Below are 16,576 nucleotides of genomic sequence, written 5' to 3'. Positions count from 1 at the left end.
TCATATATTAATTATTTTAATGAATAAGAAATTTTGATATGGTTTCTAAAACTATTAAAAACAAAAGCTTTGATTATTTAAATAACAAAAATTCATTAATAAAATATTTAAACAGAAATTAAATAAATAAAAAGCCCTAAGAAATTTCTCTCTTAAGAACTTTTTATAAATGGTTAAAGGTTAAAGATAAGTTAAAATTTACAACAATTTAGAAAAAAAACAAAAATACAAATATTTTTTTATTGATATTGTATATCAATTGATATTGTATATCAATTGATATACAATATCAATTGATAGTATATAAATTATAATAATATGTTTTTAAGGGATAAAAATGCAACAAAAAATAATAAAAAACTATAATGAATATGCAATTGGAGGTATAAAAGAAACTTTCTTTGGGAATTCTCAATATGAAGCTAATTATCGAGCAAAAATAAATGGCTTTATAATAGATTTTTTCAAAATTCCCATAAGTCTAAAGAAAAAATATGAACTTAATATTAAAGCCCTTAGTGATCCTAATTTTTCATCCACTAATATTGCAATGAATTGCATAAATACTTTTAAACTTATAGTTGATGTTGTTAATATGCAAACTGGAGAAAATTACGATTACGACACATTTATTACAGAAACAGAAACAGAAAAAATGCTTAAATATGGAACAAAAATAATTGCCGCACTAGCAAGACACTTCGACGAAAAAAACAAAACTAACTTCAATGAAAGCTACTATGAATGGGAAAAAGGTTGGATAGATAAAAAATGGATAGATTATGAACCAACTGAAGCAGAGATTAAAGAGATTCAATCAATGAATCAAAAATTAAACCCTTTGAAGCTTAACAACGAAGAAAAAACATTTAACAAAGGACAAATAAAGCTCCTAAAATCCATCAATAAAATTAAAAATCAATCACAACAACATAACGTTAAATCAAACAGCACAGCTAAAAAATTAAAAGGAAATCGTAGAAAAGAGGTCAAAATTTAACATTTTGCTCAAAAACATCAAATTTATTTATTATTATTAAATAATATTTACAAAATTAAAAAAATAAAATATTATATATATAAGGTAGAAACCGATCTACCAACAGTCCCCAACACCCCTATTAATCCTCTCCAAATAAGATTAGGGGTAGGGACTTCTTTTTTGATAAAAATTAAAACATTCAACGCCTAAAGCAATAAGTTTATAGCAAATAGAAAAAATGAAAATCTAAAAAGCATAAACTAACTAAAAATTTAATTTCTATTAAGTGAATATAATATACAAAATTTCAATGAGATATCTAAGCTTTAATCAAGCTTAACGATAAAATTTCAACTTGATTAATATTAATTTTTTTTGCAAAAAAATTCTTTAAAAAAATTTTCAAAATACATGGTAATACTCAATTATTGAACTAATAATTGAGTATTAAATATTCTCCTTTTTTAAAATTAAAAGAATTTATTATCAATATTTACTTCATACCATACATTCTTTTAAATGAACCTCTTATCTTTAAGAGGTTTTCTTTTTATAGAGAACCCCAAAAATCAATTAAACCATTTGACATGAACTGCTATTTCTAAATTAAAGATTATAGAAATAACTTCTTGTTTCATTCCATGATAGCTTGTTAAGTTCTTAAGAACGATCATCCACTAGAACATGGACCACAAGCTTTGCTTCAGGCAGTTCCTGCCTTAGTTTTTATTTCCTTATAATAAAGAAGCTTTAAGATTTAGAGATGCATTTATATCTCTATCAATAAAATATTACAACCGCCACAAGTCCACTTAATATCACTTAATTTTAAAGTTGTATTTTAAATATCACAATTGTTATATAGTTTACTTGATAGGAAACGTCTATCTTATACAAATAGGCTCCAGACTACTATGATTATATGATAATTGCATTACAAACTCATGCCATCCTAAATCATTAACGCTTTTGCTAAACATTCCTTTTTGCATGCCTTAATATCTTTTTCTACTACTACATTTTTAATAACTTAATTACTCTTAATATTCCTATGTAGAGCTAACTTTACAAACCCTATTTTGGGTAATTTTATATAATCATTTTCTATTCTTATAGAGTTTTTTTGATTATTGGTTCTAAAAGTTTGTCTATTTTTCTTGCTTTTATATTTAGGAAATCCTTGTGTTCTATTTCCTTTTTTAATTTCTATAAAAAATTACCATAAGCAAAGCTTAAGCCAATCCATGCACTACAAAGAGCTAAACTATCAACTTCCTTTAAAAATGAAAATTCATTTTTATACTTACTTAGATTAACACTAAAACTTTCCTTATTCTTTTCATAATAGTCTTTCTTATCACTTAACATTTTGTTATGCAAAAATCTTACGTATCCAAATACTTTTAAAAAATATTTCTTTTGATTGATGTTGGGATATATTCTGTACTGATAAGCTTTATTAGCAATCATAATTTTTTAAATTATTATATTATATTATAACTTACGTTACAAATTCACCTCCACCTAAATTTTATAGAAATTATAGGTGGAGTATTCTTTGTTATGTTTTGATAAAATAAAGAAAGAGATTTTCTCTAGAAAATCAATAAAAAATACTTATATCTCTAAAATTTTTATAAATTTCAGACTTAATAGATAAAAACAGTTTACTATAATTATTAAAGACTGCTATCATATAATAAGTACATAATGAAAAGCAAAACTTTTATATTCTTAATTTTTTTGATTCAAAATTTAGCAATATATGCTCATAACACAAACTATGAATTTAAACAAACTAAAATTAAAAATTTAAAAGGAATATTTATTAATTACAAAGTCTATCTAACAGATAATTTAGCAATTGATAATGTAAAAACCTTAAACCATGTTTCCACATTCAAAATCAATCTTGTTATTGATAAAAAAATTGCATCTTCTATTAAAAATGAGGAAGATGTAATTAGAGCCGGAAATGACTGTGGAATCTTTTTGGAATTTCAAATCAACAACCGCACATATTATACCAAATTTTCATCGATAAAATATATTTTAAAAGCAATTGAAAGCTTTACCCAAATCAAAAATACAATCAATAATTTAGAAATTAAAAACCTTGATGGGAATGGAATTTTTTTATATAAAAACGGTCTATCATACAATTTAAAAACAGATTTTCAAGAAAAAGCAATATTTGTAAATTTTCTCGGCTTCAAAGATAATACCGGAAGACCTTACTTTATTTTTTACTATGATAGTATAGATAATAAAGATAAAAATTTAAAAACAATTTTAATTTCCTTTGAAGAGTTCCACAATGGAATAAGAGAAGGTCTATTCTTACTGAGAAATGAAAAAGCCATATTAGAATTCATCAACCTTTCAAAGGATTAACACAATAGATAATATAAAAACAAGTTTTTTGATATTATCAAAAAACTTCTTGTTTATACTAAATGCTCTTAATTTATTCCTTTCTGGCAAATAATCATTTAACTTGGGCTTAAAAATTGCTCAAACTCAAGTCAACTCACACCAAGTTCTTTAGCTTTTAAATTAAAATCATCCAAAAACTTTTTAAACGAGATCTTACTAAAACTTACAACAACATCATTCCTAAACGCATAAATTCTAAATGCCGCTATATTGTCATTACCCAAAGCAACAAATTTCATAAATTCACTTTCTGAAATATCAAATTTATAAATTTCTACCTTAATATTTTTTTCAGTAATCACTGTTGTATAATCATAAGGAAAATATGAATCATAAAAATCGCTATAATAAACAACACGTTTGCTGTTCTCTGAAACCAACTCCCCTTTAGACTCAAATCTAGTATCTGTGATTATTTTTTCAAGCTTTATTTGACTAGAATTTCTAGCTTCAACTTTAACTAAAATAAAATATTCCCTTTTGTTTTTTAACTTATCATATTTAATAGAAATCACAGACTTAAATGTCCCATCTCTAGAATAATTTACCCCAATATCATATTGTGAATCTAATACTTGAGAAAACCTATCATAAGCTATTTGATAAGTTTGGCAAGAAATTAAAAAAAATACCAAAATAAAATTTTTTACAACAAACTTTGCATTCATTAAAATCCCCTTTAGTTTATCTTATATTTATTTTTAAAAAATTTCTCAAAATCAGAAAATTAAATAGTATAATAAATTCAAATAAAAACATTCTAATTTTACAGCTTGAATTAAAATTAAAAAGCTATTATTATTAGGTGTTGTTCTAACAAAAACCATTAAAAAGATTAGGCTATGTCTAATCCCAATTTATATAAATTTCAAAGTGCATCTATAGGAGAAATCGTGTATACTGACCCAAGGTCAATTATTAATACTTACTTTGTAAAAAACAAAAAAATATTCATTATCAATCCCATAGCTTTTAAATTCGAACTTAATTTTGAAAAAATTATAAAAAAAAACTCAAAAGAGAATATACCACTCAAAACATTTAAAGGTGGAATTATTAGCTTAAAATTAAGGTCAAATGAATTTTCTAAATTACCAAAAGACATTCTAAAAGGAAAACTTGAATTTTACATTAACTATGTAAGTGAAGAAAAACTTAAAATAGTTCACGATATGATGGCAGTAAAAGTTTATAAAATTGATTTAAACACTATCAATAAAGATGAAATCTACCAAATAGAACTTAAAATAATTGGTTCTATTTATAGAAAAGAAAATATTGAAAATGCATTTATTCCTATTATAAAAAATAACAATACTTACCTTTTTGAAAACAAAGCAAACAACCAAAAAGTTAATTTGCTATTAAAAGGTATCAATAAGATTATTGAACTTCCTTTCTTAACAAGAATCAGCTATTCAAATATCAAAATTATCAATAATGCCGATATAAAAACTAGTGAAAATTTAAATGTAAACATTAAAACAACAAACAGGATGTTACTAAATCTGAGCACAAAAATTTACGAAGAACTAATCTTAACAAATTCAAATCAAATAAAAACTATCAATAACAAACAGAAAATTCTAAAAACGTTAAGATCTTTTATCGAAAATGAAAACGGATTGGGGGGCAAAATAAGAGTAATATTCTTGGGAAAAACAAATTTTTTGAATAAAAATTCAAACTTAAATAACTTAGACTTTGTATTAAATGACATCAATATTATACAAGAAAATAGCTATATCAAAATTGACATCACTTTACTAGAGGATAAAATTGAAAAAAAATACTTAAACCAAACCCCAAACATAAATACATTTCTTAATAATGTCAAATTATTGTGAATTTCTTGGTCAGACAAATTGCTGTAATCATCCCCACCTACAATATCTAACAACTTTTAACACAAACTTTATCAAAAATATTTAACATAATCCACCTCCTTGAAACTAGCATACAATATATAATAAAATGAAATCAATGAGGTATGTATGTTAAGTATTAACGGTGTAAGACTTTATTCTTTAAAAGAATTCCAAAATATATTAGAAGATTCTTATAATCTTTCAATTAGCAAAAATACTATATCTAAAAAATCAAAAATTTTAAAATGCGCAATCCATATAGACAACCGTCCTTACCTTTTAGAAGATTTTTGTACATACTTTTTAATGGACTTTAGAAGGCCAAAGCCTATAACAAATAGCATGAAAGAAACAATTCAATTAAGAATTGAACAAGCAAAAAAAATAATGAATCGAAAATCTACAAAACATGAAATACAAATTGTTTCCAAACACATGGGTCATATTTTATAATCTATCATATTGACATTTCAAAAGCATTGTTATAAACTATAACAAAAAGCTGATTATTTTGCTTGCAAAACATTAAAAACCTAAAAGGCAAGCCATATAATTGGAAAAGCTTCTGAAACTACAACAAATTTCACTTCAGAAGCCAGGATAAGATAATGATAATAAAAATAAGAAATAATGTCAATAAAAATTTCAATAATCTCATAACATTAGAAGAGCTTCTAAAGCAGAACCAAAAAAACACCAACTCTAATTTAATAGAATTAAAACAATCAAGACTAAAATCATATTTAACTAAAAAAAAGACTATATACAAAAGAATCCTCAAAGTATGCTGGGCAATTGAACTTAAAAACAAAGAATACCATAAATCTAACAAACTTAAAACATATTCTACAATAGAAATATACAATATCGTTAACAAATGTCTTTCAAAAGATAATCAAAAAACATCAATCAGAACCTTAGAATATGACATATCATTTTTAAATAAAGCACTATTAATAACAACCAAACTTAAGCATTTGGGCAAAGATAATGGAAGCTTTGCATTTTATATACAGAATAAAAATCTTTGGAAACACCGTTTTAAAGTTATACAAGAAATAATTAATGAAGAAATTAAAGAATATTTGAAAGACAAAAAAATAGTATCTGATTTTTCTAAAGAAATTGACAATACTATAAAAAAGAATAATATAAAACCTAAAAGCTCAATTGCAGATGAATCAATTGCAGATGTTATACCTAAAGGTACAAAAGATATATATAAGATAAAGAATTCTATAAGAAAAAAACCTGAAAAAATGAACAAAATATCCTACAAAGAATATATCACAAAAAAACTAATGAAAGTGCATAAAATAAAAAAGCTTCAAATAACAAAAATACTAAAAATAAGTAACAATGAAAAAACTTATATAAATGCATTAAGAAATTTAAAATCGGCAATAGAAAAATATAAAAAAGAATATGAAATCGAAGACATTTCAAGGCATTTCATAAAAGAATTTAAAAATAAATATAGTAAAAAAATATGGATGATGAACGGAAAAACCGATAAAATCAATGATTTTAACGAAATTTGGGAAAAAAGATTTAAAAAAACATTTTTGAACAAAAGTTTAAAAGAAAATAATAAAAACTACTATTTGAAAAACAAAAAAAATATTTTTAACCACGAAAAAAAAATAAATTTATTTTTTTCCAATAACAAAGGTTTTAAAAAAATAAACAAAATTGAAATTAATTAAAAAAATATTTTGGTCGAAACCTACAATGCACTTAAACAAAATATTTACAATAACAAAGAAGACATTGTATAGGTTTGCGATATAAAAATGATCTAAATAATCTTTAAAATTTAGAGATACATTTATATTTCTATCATACAAAATATTACAACTTCCACAAGTCCGCCTAATATCAATCAGTTTTAGAGCTGCATTTTTAATACTATAATTGTTACATAGTTTAATTGGTGAGAATATTTATCAACTTTATGCAAATGTATCCAGACAACTCCGATTCATATGATAATTGCCTTATAAACTCATACCATTCATACCATCCTAAATCATTAACGCTTTTACCAAGTATTCCTTTTTGCATATCGTTAATTGATAAGGTTTCTATTACTATATTTTTATAATTAGCTACAAAATAATAAAACAATTTATATAAAAAATCTTTTCTTTGATCTGAAATTTTCCTATGTAACTTGGCAACTCTTAATCTAAATTAAGCTCTATTTCTAGAGCTCTTTTGTTTTTTTGATAGCTTTTCTTTTGTATTTCTTAAGTTTTCGTTCGGTTTTTAGTAAATATTTAGGATGATTGATCTTCTCACCTTCACTACTTCCCAGAAAATTCCTCATGCTAATATCGATACTAACTATCTCTTTTTTATTGCATGCATTTAATTTTATCCTTATTTTTTAACATCTAAGCATTTAAATGCCACTGAAATATAATATTTGTCATCAATATCTTTTTCTACTACTACATTTTTAATAACTTTATTACTCTTAATGTTCCTATGTAAGGCTAATTTTACAAACCCTATTTTGGGTAATTTTATATAATCATTTTCTATTCTTATAGAGTTTTTTTGATTATTAGTTCTAAAGGTTTGCCTAATTTTTTTACTTTTATATTTAGGAAATCCTTGTGTTCTATTTCTTTTTTAATCTCTCTAAAAAATTTACTATAAGCAGAGTTTAGGTCAACCCATGCGCTGCAAAGAGTTAAACCATCAACTTTCTTTAAAAATGGAAATTAATTTTTATACTTAATGGGATTAATACACTAAGACTTTTCTTATTCTTTTCATAATAGTCTTTCTTATCACTTTGTTATACAAAATCTTAAATATCCAAATACTTTTGGAAAATATTTCTTTTCATTGATGTTAGGATATATTCTGTACTTATAAGCTTTATGAGCACTCATTATTTTTTAAAATTATTAAATTATATTGTACCTTAAGTTACAAATTCATCCCTACCTAAATTTCATAGAAATTATAGGCGGGGTATTTTTTGTTATTTTTTGATAAAGCAAATAGAAATGCTAAAGCTACAAATATGGACACAAGTTAAAAGTTTTTGCAATTGGATGATAAGCAGAGCATTCTTATGTTTTTTTGATAAAATTGATTATTTTATTTTGCAAGATGAATAGGTTCTACTATAGGAATTTGAATAATTAGATGCTCTAGAATAATAAGAATTATTTCTGCTATTATCATCTTTGATTTGATAATTTTTAAACTCCCTAGACTCTTTTTTACTTGAGCATTTGTAATCTAAATCACCATCCATTTTGTTTTTGTTTTGATCGTTATTTATTGATAAATCACAACTTAATACCAATAAGGATATTGACATTATAAACAGTAATGGGATAATAAACTTTTTGTCCATAAATTTTTTTATTCTCCTGTTTTAATAATTAATATTTACTTTTCAAAAACTACAAATTAGTATAAGTAAATATACTTCAATAGTTAATTAGTATTCTTTATTTTATTCGTTAGTTGCTATTAATTCAACCAAAATTATGCAAGAAATTTTAAGAATTATTTAAAGTTGATAAAAACTCCAGGATAATGATGTCTTATAAAAAACATGGGACTATTTTAAGATTGATACTGTAAAAAAAAAGATGATAATTTCAATACATAACCTTTAAGGTATGTATTGAAAAGATATTATTTTTTAACTTTGCTGCTTCTTCGGTTTTTTCTATAATTTGTTTAAAAATTTCATGTATATGAGATTCAAGTTTAGTAGTATTTGTTTTTATAAGATTTTTATCATTTTGATAATCTAATAAAAGTTGGTTTAATATGTTTGAAACGATTTTTTTTATAGATAATAATTTTTCAAATGAATTTTTAAGATTCTCTAAGTCTGAAGTATTTAGTATGTCTAGTGTGTCTTTTTTGGAATATAGGCGAACAATCACGGCGTTTAAAGTACTTCCAAAATTTTTAAAGATGTTAAATAGGTCAGATGCTTGATGTGCCGATATTATGATTTCTGAAAGGTCCTTTAATTTATTAGTATTAATAGCGCTTAAGGCCTCATAAATAGATTTTCTGTATTTTTTAGATCTTTCGGTATTATCAGCTAGTGTTTCTTTTGGTGAATTTGGCCAATGCAATTCTTTGAAAGCTGCTATTTCATATTGGTTTGAAGGTTCTTCTTCAAATTTTTTTATATCTGCAATAGCTGTTTCTATTGAATTTCTTAAATCAGTAAGTAGTGTGTTTTTTGCTCTTTGACTTTGGGTTACTTCTTGACTTTGGGTTACTTCTTGACTTTGGGTTACTTCTTGACTTTGGGTTACTTCTTGACTTTGGGTTACTTCTTGACTTTGGGTTAATTCTGTTTTAGGGGTTAATCCCTTTTTATTGGATTTTAGTCTTTTCTTATTAGATTTTAATCCCTTTTTACTATAGTAAGACCCCGCATCTTTTTGATTGGTGTTTAAATCTGGATTGCAAGCGTTTAAAAATAGAAAAACCAAGATGCTTACAATTATATTATATTTCATAAATATTCTCCTTGCTTAAAATCTAAAATGTAATACTTAGTATAATTCAATATCAGTATAATACAATATCTAATATAATATTATATTAAAAATGTAGTATTGTAATAGTCATAATAGTATTTTCATTACCAGAAATGTTATAGTATGCTAAGGTTTAGGATATGGACTAGATAAAATTTATATTTTTTAACGCATTCGATTTAAAGCTTTTCTATTTTGGATTAGCTATACTTATTAAGTAGTAGTTCCCATTGCGATATCTATCATAACAACTGTTGTTATAATGCTAATTACTAGGTTTTTCAAATAATAGTTATTAAAAATTTTTTACTCAGCAATGATTAATTAAGAAAAAAGATTTTAAATATAAGTTATTTTTGTAATTTACGGAATTATTGTAGATTCCTCTTTTCTTTTTGATTTTGCAATCAGAGGGTAAAAAATTTTTAGCTGTTTGGTTATTAATTTGATGTTGTGATATGCCAGTTTAGCATAAAAGTTTTTGCCGTTTGAATAGGCATTATTGAAAATCTTTTTGATCTAAAATTATTTCCTTCTTTCTATCAAGGGAGTTTGATAGACGTCATGAAAAGCATATTTAAATCAATAATCAATTAAAAAACTTGTCTCCATTTAAGTTTAGTGTAAATTAACGGTTATAAATTTTTTGTAATCTTAAAGCGTTAAGCCCATCTTTAATGAAAGATAGGCTGTTATATTATGATAATTTTAATAGATATTTTAAATATCCTTTCTAAATAAAGATAATATTTCATTTCTTACTTCTCTTGCCTCTTTAATTTTTTCCCAAATTTGATTATCAAGTGTTTTTATATAAGATTCAATCTTAGTGCTATCTGTTTTGATAGAATTTATATCGTTTTGATAATTTAATAAAAGTTGGTTTATCATTTCTGATATGTTTGTTTTTATAGATAAAAATTTTTCGAACAAATTTTTAAGCTTTTCTAATTTTGAAATTTCTAGTTCGTGTAAGGTATCTTTTTTAGGATATAAGGCAAGAATCATTTCGTCTGGAATATGTCCAAATTCTAGAATGCTGTTAAATATGAATTCGTATTTTTTTGACAAGATTATAATTTCTGAAAGTTCCTTTAATTTACTAATATCAATGTCATTTAAGGCGCAATAAAATGCTTTTCTCTCTTGTTTAGATCTTTCGGTATTATCTGCGAATGATTCATATTGTGAGTCTGGCCTAATTGGCATTGTGGGAGGCTTCTTAGTTCCATATTGTGAGTCTGCCCAAATTGACATTTTGAAAAGCTCCTTCATTCCATATTGGTCTGAAGGCTCTTCTTCCAATTTTTTTTCATAATTTTTTCTATCCGTATTAGCTTTTTCTAGTAAATTTTTCAAATCATCAATCAGTGTACTTTTTGTTTTTTTATTAGGATCTTCTTCTTGATTTTGTGCTATTTCTTGATTTGGTTTTGCTTCTTGATTTTGGGTTGCTGCTGTTTTAGGGTTTAATCTATTTTTATTGGATTTTAGTCTTCTTTTACTGGATTTATACCCCATATCTTTTTTATCGGTGTTAAAATCAGGATTACAAGCATTTAAAAATAGAAAAACGAATATGCTTGCAATTGTACTATATTTCATAAATATTCTCCTTAATTATAATTTAGTATTAATACAATATTATATTAATATAATTCAATATTAATATAATTCAATATTAATTATAATAATATTTTTATTACAATAAGTTTATGGTATTTTAAGATTTTACAAAATTTATTTTGATATTATTTAGATTAATTTTTATTTATTGAAATCATATTATGTGTCATAGCGAACATAAGGTCTTTTTTGGTTGAGTAGTTTAGGGTGATAAAATCAATCATCCTAAATATTTACTAAAAAATGAAAGAAAACTAAAGAAAACTATCAAAAAAACAAAAGGGTTCTAGAAATAGAGCTTAATCTAGATTAAGAGTTGCTGAGTTATATAGGAAAACTTCAAATCAAAGAAAAGATTTTTTATATAAATTGTCTTATTATTTTGTAGCTAATTATAAAAATATAGTAATAGAAAACTTATCAATTAAAGGTATGCAAAAAGGAATGCTTGGTAAAAGCGTTAATGATTTAGGATGGTATGCGTTTGTAAGGCAATTATCATATGAATCGGAGTTGCCTGGATACATTTGCATAAAGTTGATAGATATTCTCACCAATTAAACTATGTAACAATTGCAGCATTAAAAATGCAACTCTAAAACTGAGTGATATTAGGCGGACTTGTGGCAGTTGTAATATTTTGCATGATAGAAATATAAATGCATCTCTAAATCTTAAAGATTATTATAAGGAAATAAAAACTAAGGCAGGAGCTGCCTGAATTAAAGCTTTTGGACCATGCTCTAGTGGATGGTAGTTATTAAGAGCCTAAAAAGCTATCATGTTATGAAACAAAAAGCTATTTTCATAATCTTTGATTTAGGAATAACAGTTCACATTTTAAAATTGTCAACAAAGGCTATTTGGTATTAGGTTATATAAGTTATTCTTTATTAAAAATCAAAAGGGAAAAGATTAAATCGAAGCCCTTGTAAAAGGATATGAAAATTATTTGTTAGGTGCGCAGGAGATTCAATTGTTTGACTGTATAGCAGCTTGCCCAGTAAATTCTTTAAGAGTGGATATAATACTATCAATTTCTTTTTGAATGTTTATTGTGTAGTTAAGTACTTTAATAACTTTTTCGATATGTTCAATTTCGTCTTCATTTTCGTTAACATTAAGCTCTCTACCTTTTCTATACTTTAGATAACTTTTAAGAACTTGATAACTTCCAATCATATATTCATAAACTTCTTTAGATACATTGGTAAAACAACATGTTGAATTATAGTAAAGTTCATTATTATCTTCTTTATAAGCAATTTTATCTACAATTCGGTTATGGTCTCCGGCGTGATTACCTATTATCAAGTTTTAAATTATCTTTCAGTAAATGAGAATTAATTAGGTTAGTTCCAAGCTTACTAAGCTTTAAAAATATATCTACATTATCTACAAAAATAATCTTAGGAAAGTCTATTTTTAAAAATTCAATGAAACGAGTTCTGTAAATATTTGAATAAAGAATTGAGTAAATATATCCAAGTATTTCTTCTGGAGTAAATTCTTTATTATATTTGACATTAATAAAATTTCTAAAAGAATTTTCCTTATCTTTTTCATCTTTTTTGAAGTTTTCTTTTATTATATCTTTAAATCCTATTTGAAACAAAACATTTATCTGAAATCCTAGAAGTAATTAAAGTGTGTTGAAAACTATCTGTTGTTAAGAGTCTTGTTGTAACAAGCCCTATATTATTTTCAATTTTTAAAATATATTTCATTGTTTTATATCTCGGCTCTACTACAACCCCTTTACTTTTAGAATAATAAGTAAATCTACCATCAAATGGTCTATATGATATTTCTTTAATATAATTTTCATTAAAATTGGTATTTTTTAAAAATTTTTGAATTTCTGTTAATTTCCAAAACATAGAATCTTTTTCTATATCATATTTGTTTCTTGTATCTTGTTCAGATAAATTTGCAAATTCTTTGAGTTTATCCATAAGGGTATCTTTTGTAAAATCAAGAGCCACTTTATCTTTCCTAGTTGCTATTCCAACATTAAATTCATCAAAAATATCTATTAAAGATTTTCCTTTATTATAAATATTTTCAATTGAAAAATCTTTTTTAATAAAAAAATAATTAGGCGAACTATATTTAAGTTTTTCAAAATCAAAAGTAAAAATATTATTTTTATTTAAGAATTCATACTTTTTTTCTATTTTACCTTTATGCTGTTGTAATAAATATTAGCTAACTTATTCTTTTTTTCTTTATATTTAACAAAAATAGCAATTGAAACTCCAGTTTGAATATCAAATACATTTTCATCTACACTTCCATCTTCAGTTTTTTCTTTTTTACGTGAGCTACCATGTAGATTTAGAATATAAATCTCATCAAAAGTTTTAAGTAAATGATATCTCATGCCTCTAAATGTTATATTATCAAGGTATCCGTTGTTTGTAACAATACCAAGAAGTCCTTCTTCACTGCTTTTAATACTTAGGAATCTTTCTTTATTATCCTCTAATTTATTCTCTGCAAACCTAATAAATTTAACATAATCATTATTAAGTGTTTTAGTATTTCTTTCATTTATAGATTCATTTTCTATTTTTTTATAATCATTAACTAAATTTAATATATTCCTTATTATTTTTTTGATTCTGCACTATAAGGTGGATTGCCTAGTATTACAAGTATGGAATTACGCTTAACTTCATTTGCTTCCTTGGTTTCTTTTGCAATTTCTTTAAAAAAAGAAAAAGAAAAAAATTTTTGATCTGCAATTTTTTTAAGTCAAGAGTATTGGTTAAATATACTCTAAGCCTTAAATCCTTATTAAAGTCAACTTTACAAACTTCTTTTAAATACTGGCTTAATTTAAGGTGTGCTTAGCATAAGGTGCCATTAAATATTCAAAACCATAAATATTTTTTAAAATATGAAAATTAATATAATCTTCTTGTCTTCCAGATTCTTTTTTAATTTCTTTTAGTATTATAGTTCGAATAACTTCAAGTAAAAATGTACCAGTACCTACTGCAAAATCAAGTACAGTAACTTTATCTTTGTTTGCAAGACCATGTCTTAGCTTAAATTTTTTTTAAGTATTTCATTAAACTGCTGACAATAAAACTGACAACAGGTTGTGGAGTGTAGTAAACCCCTTTTGTTTTTCTTAAATTAGCATTGTACTTAGAAAGAAAATATTCATAAAAATAAAGGTATAGATCTTTCGGATTTCTTTTATTACTGATGAATGAGAATTCATTAAAAATAAGATCAGTATCAATATTATTTACTATGTTTATAATACTTTCTAAAATCCATTTTAAATAATTGAATTCACTATCTTTAAGTTATAATATTTTGTATTAATGAAAAATTAGTAGGTATAAAGCTTTCTATACTAATAAAATCAATTTCTGTATTGCTTTGATGGATATTTTTTTATTAAATAAACTGTAACAATTGAGGTATTAAAACATATAACGCTAAATTTAAGTTATATTAGATGGACTCGTATCGGTTGTAATATTTTGCATGATAGAGATATAAATTCATCTATAAATCTTAAAGCTTATTATAAGGAAATAAAAACTAAGGCAGGAACTGCCTGAAGTTAAGCTTGTGGACTATGCTCTAGTGAATGGTCGTTCATTTTTAAAGAATCTAAAAAGTTATCATGGAATGAAACAAGAAGCTATTTCTATAATCTTTGATTTTAAAATAACAGGCTATTAACTTTTGGTAGAAATCTGACTTAAAATGTATTATGATTAACTTTAAAGGAGAGGGGAAAATATGAGAGTTGAAAACAAATATTTAGCTTTGGGATTGCTTTTTGGTTTTATCAGTTGCGATTTATCCATGAAAAATGAAATGAAAGAGGAATCTCTTGGTTTACTTGGCGATAAGAATTCTATTTTAGATACTAATGAGGCATCTATTAAAAAAATCTTAATGAAAGGCAAAAGTGGAGTTGATAAAAATAAATATAAAGACAAAGACGGTAAAGGTAGCAGCAAAGAAACATTTAATTATCCTGTAAAAAAGTCTACTAATAATAGTAATTTATTACAAAAAACTGTAATGTCAGAAGAAAATAACTTAAATTCCAAGTTATCGGTAGAACAATCCAAAAAACCTAAAAAAGAAGAAATGCAAAGGCAACGAGATGATTGTGAAGGAATAACTCTTGGTGGAAGTTTGAATTTCTCTTCTCTTAAAGGCGAAAGTGGGGAATTGAAAGAAATTATTGAAAGCAATGAAATTGATTTCAATATCTATTCTAATTTAGGATTGAATGGTGGGTCAATTCCTATTTCATCAATCTATGAAATAGAGGAAGAGAATTATTATGATTGGAGCGATTATTATGACTATTACAAGTATTATTATAATTACGACGATTCTTATGCAGAAATAAAATTAAGCAATCGATATGAATCTTATCTAAAAAGTGTTGAATATAATGTAAACTTAGCAATTAAAACAATTAATGAGATATATGATGATTATACATTATTTTTAACAAAGCAAACACAAAGGTATTCCACATTCCTCGACAGAGATGCTAAAGTCAAAGCTGAAGAAGAAGCTAAAGAGCTTACAAAAGAAAAGCTTAAACACGACCTTGAAAATTTGTTATATTATATTCAAGTAAGTGTAAAAGCTTCACAAAATTTTATATACATAAGCGAAATAGGGGCAAGAAACAGATTGGCTAAAATTGAAAACGAAGTAAAAAATTTAATTTCAAAAGTCGAAAAACAATCTCACCCGTATGAAGCATATAAAGAAACCCCAACTACAGTTCTATTAGTTAGAGATTCTCTTAAAAAAGTGCAAACTACCATTGGTAAAAATGGTGTTTGGTATTAATGAAAAAATAACAAAGAATATCCCACCTATAATTTATGATAATTTATGATAATTTATGATAATTTATGATAATTTATGATAATTTATGATAATTTATGATAATTTAGGTGGAGATGAATTTGTTTGAGATTTTGTGTGGAATAAATTTACATTTTTAAAAATATCAAGTTTTAAGTTTCAATTTTGAAGGTAAATTTTTTACTTTTAGGTGAGAATATTTATACTAATAACAAATTATATATATAATTTGTTATTAGTATAAATATTCTCACCTAAAAGTAAAAAAT

19 protein-coding genes and 2 pseudogenes are annotated in these 16,576 nt (G+C 24.5%); 8 read left to right on the top strand and 13 right to left on the bottom strand.

Annotation, left to right across the window (positions count from 1 at the left end; translation table 11 throughout):
* Window positions 1–337 precede the first annotated feature (337 nt).
* Window positions 338–1,000 carry a hypothetical protein gene (locus HNP68_RS04650; RefSeq protein ID WP_183221001.1) on the top strand — a complete coding sequence of 221 codons (663 nt, stop codon included), beginning with the start codon at window positions 338–340 and terminating at the stop codon, window positions 998–1,000.
* A 1,188-nt stretch (window positions 1,001–2,188) separates the two neighbouring features.
* On the opposite strand, the gene HNP68_RS04645 is transcribed toward HNP68_RS04650, so the two are convergent.
* Window positions 2,189–2,452, bottom strand: a complete 264-nt coding sequence (locus HNP68_RS04645) for a helix-turn-helix domain-containing protein (protein ID WP_183221000.1) — start codon at window positions 2,450–2,452, stop codon at window positions 2,189–2,191.
* Between the two features lie 240 nt (window positions 2,453–2,692).
* Here HNP68_RS04645 and HNP68_RS04640 point away from each other — a divergent pair, with 240 nt between their 5' ends.
* Window positions 2,693–3,376, top strand: a complete 684-nt coding sequence (locus HNP68_RS04640) for a hypothetical protein (protein WP_183220998.1) — start codon at window positions 2,693–2,695, stop codon at window positions 3,374–3,376.
* Between the two features lie 131 nt (window positions 3,377–3,507).
* Here HNP68_RS04640 and HNP68_RS04635 read toward each other — a convergent pair whose 3' ends face one another.
* Window positions 3,508–4,086, bottom strand: coding sequence for a hypothetical protein (locus HNP68_RS04635; RefSeq protein ID WP_183220996.1), 579 nt, complete (start codon window positions 4,084–4,086; stop codon window positions 3,508–3,510).
* A gap of 174 nt (window positions 4,087–4,260) precedes the next feature.
* On the opposite strand from HNP68_RS04635, the gene HNP68_RS04630 reads away from it, so the two are divergent.
* The 3 genes from HNP68_RS04630 to HNP68_RS04620 all read left to right on the top strand — a co-directional run bounded on the left by HNP68_RS04630 (window position 4,261) and on the right by HNP68_RS04620 (window position 6,992).
* Window positions 4,261–5,265, top strand: coding sequence for a hypothetical protein (locus HNP68_RS04630; protein ID WP_221240649.1), 1,005 nt, complete (start codon window positions 4,261–4,263; stop codon window positions 5,263–5,265).
* Window positions 5,266–5,412: 147 nt separating this feature from the next.
* On the top strand, window positions 5,413–5,739 hold the full coding sequence (locus HNP68_RS04625; protein ID WP_183220993.1) for a hypothetical protein: 327 nt from the start codon (window positions 5,413–5,415) through the stop codon (window positions 5,737–5,739).
* 155 nt (window positions 5,740–5,894) lie between these two features.
* The gene (locus tag HNP68_RS04620; protein ID WP_183220990.1) at window positions 5,895–6,992 is read left to right on the top strand and encodes a plasmid maintenance protein; all 1,098 of its coding nucleotides are present in this window, start codon (window positions 5,895–5,897) and stop codon (window positions 6,990–6,992) included.
* A gap of 220 nt (window positions 6,993–7,212) precedes the next feature.
* Here HNP68_RS04620 and HNP68_RS04615 read toward each other — a convergent pair whose 3' ends face one another.
* From HNP68_RS04615 to HNP68_RS04595, 6 genes are all read right to left on the bottom strand, one after another.
* Window positions 7,213–7,446, bottom strand: a complete 234-nt coding sequence (locus HNP68_RS04615; RefSeq protein WP_301380124.1) for a hypothetical protein — start codon at window positions 7,444–7,446, stop codon at window positions 7,213–7,215.
* A gap of 46 nt (window positions 7,447–7,492) precedes the next feature.
* Window positions 7,493–7,615: a hypothetical protein gene (locus HNP68_RS07445; protein ID WP_272955324.1), complete on the bottom strand. Its 123-nt coding sequence runs from the start codon at window positions 7,613–7,615 to the stop codon at window positions 7,493–7,495.
* A gap of 469 nt (window positions 7,616–8,084) precedes the next feature.
* A complete protein-coding gene (locus tag HNP68_RS07115; RefSeq protein WP_235684938.1) occupies window positions 8,085–8,189 on the bottom strand; it encodes a helix-turn-helix domain-containing protein in 105 nt (34 codons plus the stop codon).
* 206 nt (window positions 8,190–8,395) lie between these two features.
* Entirely contained in the window at window positions 8,396–8,662 is a 267-nt protein-coding gene (locus HNP68_RS04605) for a DUF5425 family lipoprotein (protein WP_183220985.1), read from the bottom strand.
* Window positions 8,663–8,912: 250 nt separating this feature from the next.
* Complete coding sequence (locus HNP68_RS04600; protein ID WP_183220981.1) at window positions 8,913–9,797, bottom strand: virulence associated lipoprotein; 885 nt, start codon at window positions 9,795–9,797, stop codon at window positions 8,913–8,915.
* 741 nt (window positions 9,798–10,538) lie between these two features.
* A complete protein-coding gene (locus tag HNP68_RS04595) occupies window positions 10,539–11,423 on the bottom strand; it encodes a virulence associated lipoprotein (protein WP_183220979.1) in 885 nt (294 codons plus the stop codon).
* Window positions 11,424–11,650: 227 nt separating this feature from the next.
* Between HNP68_RS04595 and HNP68_RS07605 the strand changes: the two are divergent.
* Window positions 11,651–12,165: pseudogene (locus tag HNP68_RS07605) on the top strand (RNA-guided endonuclease InsQ/TnpB family protein); the annotation flags it as partial.
* A 251-nt stretch (window positions 12,166–12,416) separates the two neighbouring features.
* Here the strand turns inward: HNP68_RS07605 and HNP68_RS07440 are convergent.
* The 5 genes from HNP68_RS07440 to HNP68_RS07600 form a co-directional block, all read right to left on the bottom strand.
* On the bottom strand, window positions 12,417–12,758 hold the full coding sequence (locus HNP68_RS07440) for a type ISP restriction/modification enzyme (protein ID WP_272955323.1): 342 nt from the start codon (window positions 12,756–12,758) through the stop codon (window positions 12,417–12,419).
* Window positions 12,745–13,059, bottom strand: a complete 315-nt coding sequence (locus tag HNP68_RS07435; RefSeq protein WP_272955322.1) for a type ISP restriction/modification enzyme — start codon at window positions 13,057–13,059, stop codon at window positions 12,745–12,747. The genes HNP68_RS07440 and HNP68_RS07435 overlap by 14 nt, the downstream gene beginning before the upstream one ends.
* Window positions 13,040–13,429, bottom strand: coding sequence for a type ISP restriction/modification enzyme (locus tag HNP68_RS07430; RefSeq protein ID WP_301380118.1), 390 nt, complete (start codon window positions 13,427–13,429; stop codon window positions 13,040–13,042). The genes HNP68_RS07435 and HNP68_RS07430 overlap by 20 nt, the downstream gene beginning before the upstream one ends.
* Before the next feature lie 188 nt (window positions 13,430–13,617).
* A complete protein-coding gene (locus HNP68_RS07100) occupies window positions 13,618–13,827 on the bottom strand; it encodes a hypothetical protein (RefSeq protein ID WP_235684936.1) in 210 nt (69 codons plus the stop codon).
* Between the two features lie 670 nt (window positions 13,828–14,497).
* Window positions 14,498–14,662 (bottom strand): N-6 DNA methylase, encoded by a 165-nt coding sequence (locus HNP68_RS07600; RefSeq protein WP_301391839.1) that lies wholly within the window; start codon window positions 14,660–14,662, stop codon window positions 14,498–14,500.
* A 222-nt stretch (window positions 14,663–14,884) separates the two neighbouring features.
* Here HNP68_RS07600 and HNP68_RS07090 point away from each other — a divergent pair.
* Together HNP68_RS07090 and HNP68_RS04580 are read left to right on the top strand one after the other, a co-directional pair.
* Window positions 14,885–15,025, top strand: a pseudogene (locus tag HNP68_RS07090) (RNA-guided endonuclease TnpB family protein); the annotation flags it as partial.
* A gap of 184 nt (window positions 15,026–15,209) precedes the next feature.
* Window positions 15,210–16,289 (top strand): ferrous iron transporter A, encoded by a 1,080-nt coding sequence (locus HNP68_RS04580; protein ID WP_183220977.1) that lies wholly within the window; start codon window positions 15,210–15,212, stop codon window positions 16,287–16,289.
* Window positions 16,290–16,576 lie beyond the last annotated feature (287 nt).

The sequence above is a fragment of the Borreliella yangtzensis genome (genome assembly GCF_014201775.1).
In the GTDB taxonomy this organism is placed as follows: Bacteria; Spirochaetota; Spirochaetia; order Borreliales; family Borreliaceae; genus Borreliella; species Borreliella yangtzensis.
This window is presented reverse-complemented; position numbering and strand designations above follow the sequence as displayed.